The 9,057-nt window shown below is 43.8% G+C and carries 10 protein-coding genes and 1 pseudogene; 3 read left to right on the top strand and 8 right to left on the bottom strand.

What is annotated here, in order from left to right; all coding sequences use genetic code 11:
- The coding region (locus AB3112_RS05445) for a diadenylate cyclase (RefSeq protein ID WP_367334077.1) at positions 1-401 on the bottom strand (401 nt) is incomplete at its 3' end.
- A gap of 172 nt (positions 402-573) precedes the next feature.
- Between AB3112_RS05445 and AB3112_RS05440 the strand changes: the two genes are divergently transcribed.
- Positions 574-1,269: a DUF1361 domain-containing protein gene (locus AB3112_RS05440; protein WP_367334076.1), complete on the top strand. Its 696-nt coding sequence runs from the start codon at positions 574-576 to the stop codon at positions 1,267-1,269.
- 69 nt (positions 1,270-1,338) lie between these two features.
- Here the strand turns inward: AB3112_RS05440 and AB3112_RS05435 are convergent, their stop codons facing one another.
- Genes AB3112_RS05435 through murB form a run of 3 tightly spaced genes read right to left on the bottom strand, consistent with a single transcriptional unit; the run spans position 1,339 to position 5,151 of the window.
- A complete protein-coding gene (locus tag AB3112_RS05435; protein ID WP_084975134.1) occupies positions 1,339-2,088 on the bottom strand; it encodes a tyrosine-protein phosphatase in 750 nt (249 codons plus the stop codon).
- 11 nt (positions 2,089-2,099) lie between these two features.
- On the bottom strand, positions 2,100-4,226 hold the full coding sequence (locus AB3112_RS05430) for a sodium:proton antiporter (RefSeq protein ID WP_057910526.1): 2,127 nt from the start codon (positions 4,224-4,226) through the stop codon (positions 2,100-2,102).
- Positions 4,227-4,239: 13 nt separating this feature from the next.
- Positions 4,240-5,151 (bottom strand): UDP-N-acetylmuramate dehydrogenase, encoded by a 912-nt coding sequence (gene murB, locus AB3112_RS05425; RefSeq protein ID WP_167547576.1) that lies wholly within the window; start codon positions 5,149-5,151, stop codon positions 4,240-4,242.
- 142 nt (positions 5,152-5,293) lie between these two features.
- Here murB and AB3112_RS05420 point away from each other — a divergent pair, with 142 nt between their 5' ends.
- Positions 5,294-5,827, top strand: coding sequence for a 3'-5' exonuclease (locus AB3112_RS05420; protein ID WP_057910528.1), 534 nt, complete (start codon positions 5,294-5,296; stop codon positions 5,825-5,827).
- A gap of 124 nt (positions 5,828-5,951) precedes the next feature.
- Here the strand turns inward: AB3112_RS05420 and AB3112_RS05415 are convergent, their stop codons facing one another.
- The 4 genes from AB3112_RS05415 to AB3112_RS05400 form a co-directional block, all read right to left on the bottom strand.
- Positions 5,952-6,437 carry a GNAT family N-acetyltransferase gene (locus AB3112_RS05415; RefSeq protein WP_084975131.1) on the bottom strand — a complete coding sequence of 162 codons (486 nt, stop codon included), beginning with the start codon at positions 6,435-6,437 and terminating at the stop codon, positions 5,952-5,954.
- Positions 6,438-6,453: 16 nt separating this feature from the next.
- Positions 6,454-6,930 (bottom strand): tRNA (adenosine(37)-N6)-threonylcarbamoyltransferase complex ATPase subunit type 1 TsaE, encoded by a 477-nt coding sequence (gene tsaE, locus AB3112_RS05410; protein WP_099046978.1) that lies wholly within the window; start codon positions 6,928-6,930, stop codon positions 6,454-6,456.
- A 78-nt stretch (positions 6,931-7,008) separates the two neighbouring features.
- A complete protein-coding gene (gene pta / locus AB3112_RS05405) occupies positions 7,009-7,983 on the bottom strand; it encodes a phosphate acetyltransferase (RefSeq protein WP_084998556.1) in 975 nt (324 codons plus the stop codon).
- 30 nt (positions 7,984-8,013) lie between these two features.
- A complete protein-coding gene (locus AB3112_RS05400; protein WP_084975126.1) occupies positions 8,014-8,706 on the bottom strand; it encodes a uracil-DNA glycosylase in 693 nt (230 codons plus the stop codon).
- A gap of 109 nt (positions 8,707-8,815) precedes the next feature.
- Here AB3112_RS05400 and AB3112_RS05395 point away from each other — a divergent pair.
- A pseudogene (locus tag AB3112_RS05395) lies at positions 8,816-9,057 on the top strand (hypothetical protein); the annotation flags it as partial.

The following is a 9,057-nucleotide window of genomic DNA, read 5'->3' as shown; positions in this document are numbered from 1 at the left end:
TGAATGGTAATTAGCGCCCCAATTCGGCGTTTAGACATGTACTGAATCGCTTTATCCAGTGCTGTAATCATCTTTTGGGCATCTTCATTTTCCTTTTTACCCTTCACAAAAATCGATCCGCGACCAAGGTGCTCCAATCCCCGCCGAATTTCCGGCTGGAAAATAACCACAAGGGCAATAACCCCCCAATTGATGACCTGATCCATGATCCAGGATAACGTCGAAAGCCCGGTGTAGGCGCTGATGATTTTAATGACCAGGATAAACACAATCCCCCGAAGTAACTGGACTGCTTTGGTGTCTCGGACAATCAAAAGCAGGTTATAAATAAGAAACCAAACCGCTAGAATATCGATAAGGCTTGTAAAATTATGTACCGTAAATATTTCTGACCAGTTCATTGCGCTCTCCCTTAATTAGTTTTCAAAAATTATTATATCATTCTCCCCACCTAAACATATAATCATTCTTCATTAACCACCATGTTTAAATAAATCATTAAAAATGTTCTTAAAGAAGAATTATTGATGGTATTTATCCGAAAAAAATAGTTTAATTATAGTGATAGGGGGAATGGTCGTGAGTCGAACAAATAAATGGATTGTCCGGGCGTGTTTTTTAGTCTGGATCACAATTCTATATTCATATTTAAAACAGCCCCCGTTCAACTTCTTGGTGCTGAATACGTTTTTGGCATATATCCCAATTGAGTTGAGCTTTCATATCGATAATTTCAAGCCTAAAAACATCATTATTTTCTGGCTGCTGGTGGTTGTCTGGCTGCTATTTTATCCAAACACCCCCTACCTATTAACGGACTTATTCCACTTGTCGTTACTGAATCCTTATGGCACCAACGGATTGCTCAGGTTGGACGACATTATGTGGCTCAAATTTACCTTGCTGCTAACTTCAACTATTTTTTCAACCTTGCTGGGACTTTGGGGACTCGATACGATTGCAAATGCCATTGCAGCCAGGCTCCACGCAACGAACTTGGTATTTAAACACAGTATTGTCATCGTTTTAACCTTTTTGGCATCCGTCGGCATCTTTATCGGTCGTTTTTTACGAATTCACACGATCTATTTATTTCTCACACCTGAATTATTCATTCGACCGCTGATGAATATGTGGAGTCGACCGGCAATTATCTTCATTATTTTATTGACCGTTGTTCAATTGGTGTTCTACTACACCTTGAAACTCATTCAAAATTCGGGTAACCGACCCCACATTAACCAAAATGATGAATCAAATCAAAAATAAGGGCCTGTGACAAAACCAACGTTTTGCCGCCAGGCCTATTTTTTTATCCAAATTGATCACATCGAATGTTTAATTTGCTACATACAAGTTCCTGAATTCTGCAACGAAATCACTGGGTAATCCGAGTCCATCAGTCAAGTAATGGTCAAATGTCCCAAATTGATTTAATAATACGTCTCGTGCGTGGGTCAAATAATCGGCATCGACCATCAAAGCGGTGTGGAGATTATCCAACTGCTGTTTGGTCATCTGATCCCGAAACTGATCTAACAGGGCTTGATTGGCCTTTGTTCGCAACTGATTGGTCAATAAATAATCCGCCATAATTTGTTGATTGTTGGCTCCGGCAATCTTCAAGATGATTGCGGCCGCAAATCCCGTTCGATCCTTTCCCGCAAAGCAATGGAATAAAACCGGTTGGCGGTCCTGCAACAACCCCAGCAAAAATTCACGATAACCCCGTTGGGCGGATTGGCTCAAGACAATTGATTCGTATGTTTTAAGCATGTTTTGCCGGACCTGATTTCCGCTTGTGATCATCGCCCCCAAGCTGGCACCATTCGCCGTCTTATCAGATAAAATATCCAAATGGATATAATCGGTTCCTGAAATGGTGGTGTCAGGAGCTTGTTGAACTTCATCCGTACTTCGAAAATCATAGATATCCCGAATCCGACAAGCCTCTTTCAAAAAAGAAGACTGAACCTGATTTAATCCGGATATTGCGCCACTTCGGAAGAAAAATCCGGGCTTCAGCGTACCTGTTGGAACCTGAATGCCGCCAATGTCTCTAAAATTGACTAATCCCTTGTCGTTCATTTGAAATCCCCCTATTGGTTTTGATAATCCATGATTAACACTGTTTCCGAGTAATTAATGTATTGTCTGAGGTGCGCTGCCATAGCCCAATCGATATTTCCTTGTTCCAACAGCACTTGGACACCCTCTCGTTCAGCCGCTAAGGCTTTAATCCGCAAGTTCTGATAGTTCATTGCCTGATCTTGAATTTGTTTTTGGGAGTGATCCTTTGCCAGTTCAATTTGATTTCGATAATGGACGATTAGATGATAAACAGATTGACTGTCAAACCGCTGATTATCGATATCATCACGGGCAAAGTACGCCGATAACGCAGAAATTGCCGCCTTCGCTTCTTCACGTTGAATTAATGACAATTCATCAGAAATATCCTCATCGGTCTTTTGGCGAATAATCCAAAGGGCAATCCGGTTACGAAGCTTCACGAAGTTTCGAGCGGTTCCGTGGCCTAACTTGATCTTATGGCCAATTGATCGAATCATTTGATTTTCCAGTCGCTGTAACTTCGCGTTGGCAATCAAAAACGCCTGTCTGGATATTTTTTGGTCGTCAAACAATTGTTGAACGGCAGCCCGTTCGCCACGGAGTGCAACCCGTCGTAAGGCCAGTTCATCTGAAATGATTGAATCCATTTCCTTTTTGTCCTGAAGCTTCAATTCGAGTCGACGAATCAAAAACTGATAATCAAGGATTAAATCAAAGGCTTCTTTTTGATTGCTGGGCCGCCGTTCTTCTTCAATTCGCTGGACGGCTAATTTCATAATGTAGACCCGTGCTTCATCTTCAGAGATGTAATGGGTATCTTCGTCGGTGTCCGATGAATTCGGATTCAAATCATCGGAATCATCCGTCGCGTTTGCCCGGGTAAGCAACGGCGCCTTGTCCTCGGAAATCAGTGGGAGTGTGATGGTTGCAACTACCAGTGAAATGATAATCACGCCAGCGGCCACAAATAACGCTAAAGATCGGGATGGGAACGGACTGCCACCGTCAATGGTCATTGGAATTGACAGCACCCCGGCCATTGTAACGGCTCCACGGACGCCTGAAAGCCCGGCTAAAAGAGCTGCTTTAAACGTCGGCATCTGCTTAGTTTTCAAAGACTTGATTTTTCGTGACCGCAAACTGCTGACGGCTTGGTAAGTATAAATCCAAAAGACCCGAATTGCCAAGAGAATCAGCCAGGCCACAAATGAAATGCCTAAAGCCGCAAAGGTGTTAATCTTGTTATTTTGAATGACGTTGGTGGTTGCCAACGGCAATTCAATTCCCAAAATCAAAAAGACAATCCCGTTTAATGTATAAATAATAATATCCCAGGTTTTCTCACTGACCAGCTTGAGTTCGGGCTGGCTTCGATCCGGAGCAGTCCCGTAAAAGTGAAAAATAATCCCGGCTGCAACCACCGCAATAACCCCCGAAGCATGAAAGAATTCTTCAGTAACCAGATAAACCACAAATGGCGTGGTGACCTGCAAAACCGTACTAAAAATCACGTCGTTAATACCTTGCCGATACAGCCAATTTTCCATCATCAAAATCAGGGCAATGATCAAGATTCCACTCACAAACCCAACGATACTGATGTAAATAAAGTCAATGGCAGCCGATTTGATTGAAAACACCCCGGTGACCGTCGCGGCAACCGCGTATTTAAAGGCAATCAAACCGCTGGCGTCGTTGATCAGACTTTCACCACTGACGATATGCAAGATTCCTTCCGGCAGCTTGGCACGCTTCGAAATTGACTGAACCGCCACCGGATCGGTTGGCGACAAAATTGCCGCCAGGGCAAAACTAACGGAGAACGGCATGGTTGGAATAATGAGATGAAATAAGAAACCACCCAAAATGGTCGTCAAAAAAACCAATACAATTGCATTGGCCAAAATGGGGCCCCGAAGCTTCCACAGTTCCCGCTTTGGAAACCGTCGTCCATCATTAAAAAGCAATGGGGCAATGAATAGCAGCAAAAACCAGTCAGTTTCAAGTGGGATAGTCACGCGCATCACTAACGCGGCACCCAGGCCCAAGACGACCTGAATCAAACTGACTGGAACAGCTGGAATAAAATGATCGACAACGTTGGAAAATACGACCAGCGTCATCAATAAAATAACGGCTTCGAGAATGTGCACTAATTACCAACTCCTAATCTTGCTTGGGGTCTTCACCAATAATTCGAACCTCAGTTTCGAGATGAACTTGAAATTGATCATAAACTGTTTTTTGAACGTGGGCAATCACATTCAAATAATCGGTCGCCGTCGCGTGGTCAACGTTGACAATGAATCCGGCGTGTTTCATCGAAACTTGGGCCCCACCAATTTGAAATCCCTGGAGGCCGGCATCATGAATTAATTTACCTGCAAAATGGCCGGCCGGCCGCTTAAACACACTTCCGCATGAAGGAAGATCAAGTGGCTGCTTGGCCGCCCGTAACGCATTCAAATGGTCCATTTGTTTTTGAATCTTTTCGGCAATGCCAGTCGTTAACGCGAACGTTGCGGAGAGGACAATTTGGTGATGATCCTGAACACTGGAATGACGATAGCCAAAATCAAGTTGTTTGTGGTTCAGATGCAGAATGTGATTATCAGGGGTTAAGACCTCTGCGCCAGTAACAACATTTTCAATGTCGCCGCCATACGCTCCAGCATTCATATATACCGCGCCACCGACACTTCCGGGAATTCCGGCAGCGAACTCCAAGCCGGTAAGTGAATTGGCCTGAGCGGCCTTGGTCACGTCAATCAGGGCCGCCCCGGATTCAGCGACCACCAAATTTTCGTGAGACGTAATTTTTTTGATTTTTGTTAAAATCATCGTTAACCCGCGAATGCCACCATCTTTGACGATTAAATTGCTGGCATTTCCAATCACCGTTATCGGCAGGTGATTCTCATTGGCGTAATCCAAAAGCTGTTGGCATTCCTTGATGCTGCGCGGAAACGCCAGAATGTCAGCCGGCCCGCCGGTTAGGGTATGCGTATATTTGGATAACGGTTCATTCATTAAAATATCGATATCAGGGTAAACGTTTAAAATTGTTTTTGATTGCATCATGATTAAATTCCTCTGTTTCAAAGCATATAAATTAATTTTACCACGAAACACCCGATCCATGGGCGGAGATCACGGAATGCAATCAAGTTGCGTTTTAGAAGCGTTCTTTGTACAATGTGAATACATTGAGGTGAAAGATATGAACTTTGTTGCGATGGATTTTGAAACCGCAAATGCAAAAAGAGCCAGCGCCTGTTCCATTGCACTGGCAATTGTTAGAGATAATCAAGTTGCCCACGAATTTTATTCGCTCATCAACCCGGAAATGGAATTTAGCTGGCGAAACATTAATGTTCACGGGATTCACGAAAAAGATGTGGTTGACGCGCCGACTTTTCCGGAGGTTTGGGATCACATTGCACCGTTATTTACTGCAAACAAATTGGTGATTGCGCATAACGCAGCGTTTGACAACAGTGTCTTAAAGCGGACCCTGGAACGCTACGACGTCAATCCACCCCACTATCTCACACTGGACACACTGCGAACGTCCAAGCGATTTTATCCGACGTTGGAAAATCATAAGCTCAATACACTTTGCGAGAAGCTCCACATTGAATTGGAGCATCATCATAATGCCTTAGACGACAGTGTTGCTTGTGCAAACATCTTGTTAACCGAACAGCAGCAATTTGGTAGTGAGGCTTTACGAGAATTCGTGAAGGCCATTTAACTACTTCAAAAAAGTCACTCATTAAGTTTCTTAGTCAAATTGATGGACTTTTCGTCGAATATAGCTAAAATAATAGGCTCAAACCGGAATTGAATCTGATTCCAGTTTGAGCCTATTTTGCAACTTAATGAACATCTAGTTTCATTTCAATAAGTTCGCGGTCATTTTGAGCCATCACTTTTGTCCGTTGAAAGCCAACTTTTTCGTATACGTGAATGGCCGGTCCGTTGTTTGAGAAGACCGTTAAGAACAGCTGGTCGAGCTGACTAAAGTCTTTGGCCCAGTCAATCGCCAACTCCATTAAATTTGTGCCAATCGAATATCCTTGAAAGCCCGCCAGAACAGCCAGGCCAACTTCGCCCCTGTTTTCGTCGACTTCATCGACAGTCACGATGCCAACCAACTCTGAATCATATTCCGCCACTGCCAGTAAATTTGTCCGCGTGTGGTTAATCATGTCAATCTGTTGTGCTTCCATAGGACCATTTAGATCACTTAAGTCTGAGTCCACTAAAAAAGTATCGGATTCGGTTTGTAAAGCCTTTAATAAGTCCAATACGGCCTGGCCGTCTGCTTTTTCCGCCAAGCGAAATTCGACTTCTTTTGCCAATCGACATCCCTACTTTCTATGATTGATCCGCCAACACTTCTCGAATCATCTTTTCAAATCGTTCACCCTTTGCTTCAAAGGTCAACGTTCGAACGTTATCACCTTTTGAATCATCCCGCCGGAAAATAATCCGCAGATACTGATTTGGTAATTCATCGGCCACAAATTTCGACCACTCAACCACATTGACCCCGTCACCGTTAAAATACTCCTCCAGGCCCAAATCATCAGCGCCGCCTTCTTCCAGCCGATAAACATCCATGTGATACAACGGAATTCGGCCGTCCTGATACTCACGAATAATGGTGAAGGTTGGACTCTTTATTGGGCGATCAATGCCGAGTCCCTTGGCAAGGCCTTTCGTAAAAGTCGTCTTGCCGGCCCCAAGATCGCCATCTAATAAGATCAAATCTCGTGGCTTCAGATATTGGGCCAGCTTTTGTCCAATGGCCATTGTCTGGTCTGCAGATTTAACCGTTACTGTATTGATCAACGAATCATTCCTTCCAATAAGAAAGGATTGCGGACAAATAAAATCATTTGCCACAACCCTCGCCGTTAGTTAATTTAATTATAATGCCTGTGCAGCTGTGATGATCGAAACTTTATAAACATCTTCTTCGTTGCTGCCTCGAGACAAGTCAGAAACAGGTTTGTTTAAGCCTTGCAGAATTGGGCCAATTGCTTCAAAACCACCAAAGCGTTGGGCAATCTTGTAACCAATGTTTCCTGATTGCAATTCTGGGAAGACAAAGACGGTTGCGTGGCCAGCAACTTTCGAACCCGGTGCCTTGCGCTCACCAACTGAAGGAACGAACGCAGCATCAAATTGCATTTCACCATCAATTGCCATGTCGGGTGCCTGTTCTTGGGCTAATTTAGTTGCTTCTTGAACCTTGGTAACCATATCGCCCTTGGCGGATCCCTTGGTTGAGAAGCTTAAAAGGGCCACCTTTGGATCAATATCGAAGGTCTTGGCAACCTTACCACTTTCAACCGCAATTTCAGCTAATGCACTTGCATCCGGGTCCAAGTTAATGGCACAGTCGGCAAACAGGTAACGCTCATCACCCTTTTGCATGATAAAGGCCCCACTAATTAACTTCACACCCGGCTTTGTCTTGATAATCTGAAGTGCGGGACGCACGGTATCGCCGGTTGGATGGTTGGCACCTGATACCATTCCGTTAATTTTATTCATATAGACTAAGGTCGTGCCAAAATAATTTGGATCTTTCAGCCATTCACGTGCTTGTGCTTCATCAGTCTTGCCTTTTCGTCTTTCAACAATTGCAGCAACCATTTCATCAATCTGGTCAGCAGGCTGATTGAGGTAGTCAATAATTTCAACGTCACTTAAATCAATGTCGGCATCCTTGGCAACTTTTTGAACTGTATCGGTTGCGCCAAGAATGACCGGGTTAACCAAACCATCTTTGGCTAATCGGCTTGCGGCACCCAAAATTCGAACGTCGTCGCCTTCAGGGAACACAATGCTGATATTTTTACCACTAATTTTTTGCTTGAGACTTTCAAATAAATCCATGACAAATCCTCCAATTCTAAAAAATCACAACTACGATGTTTGAGAAACCTTTTCAGGCAACTGCCAGTTAATCGGCGTTTCACCCATTGCTTCCAAGGCTTCGTTTGTCTTGGAAAAAGGCTTGGAACCGAAGAATCCCCGATTAGCTGATAAGGGACTCGGGTGAGCGGATTGCAGGACCACATTGGTCGAAGTGTCGATCAACGCAATCTTATCTCTGGCCGCTCGTCCCCACAAGATGAAAACAACCGGCTTTTCACGCGCCGACAGCTTTGAAATCGCAGCGTCGGTTAGTTGTTCCCAACCTTTGCCCTTATGAGAAAAGGCCTGTCCGTTACGGACTGTCAGCACCGAGTTCAACAAAAGAACCCCCTGCTTCGCCCAGCTCCGAAGATCACCGTGTTGAACCGGCGCAATTCCCAGGTCGGACTGAAGCTCCTTATAGATGTTTTGAAGCGATGGTGGGATTCTGACACCTGGCATAACCGAAAAGCTTAACCCTTGGGCTTGGTTTGGTTCGTGATAGGGATCCTGTCCCAAAATCACGACTTTGACCTGACTGAAGGGCGTTAACTGAAACGCCTCAAAAATATGATTCATATCAGGATGGATAAATTGAGTTTTGTATTCTGATATCAAAAATTGGCGTAACTGCTGATAGTAAGTTTTTTCAAATTCGGGCTCTAAAACGTCCCACCAATCATTTTTTATAAACGGTTTCATTCGCAACACCTCACGTTTTATTCTACCATACCCATTTTAAAATAACACCAGAGTAAATAATTTCAGAACGTGTTAAAATGAAAATAATACAAGTAAAGGAAATGCGTTTATGAGTCGAAAATTACAGTTAAACTTAACTGAACTGGATCATACCCGTTCATCAAAAGTGACCGATCAATATCGGGACACCAAGTATTTAATTGTCGGAAAATGGGGACTCATTTCCGATACTTTTTCCATTTATTCAATTACCGGCGAGCTGCTTGTATCCGTTCGACAGCAATCAATGGGCATGACGCCGAAGTTTGATTTGTATTATCTGGACCAGTTTGTTGGGACCTCAGTCATTCC

Source organism: Lentilactobacillus sp. (assembly GCF_040773105.1).
Lineage (GTDB): Bacteria > Bacillota > Bacilli > Lactobacillales > Lactobacillaceae > Lentilactobacillus > Lentilactobacillus parabuchneri.
Note: the sequence above shows the minus strand (reverse complement) of the source record. Positions and strands in the feature narration are given on the sequence as shown.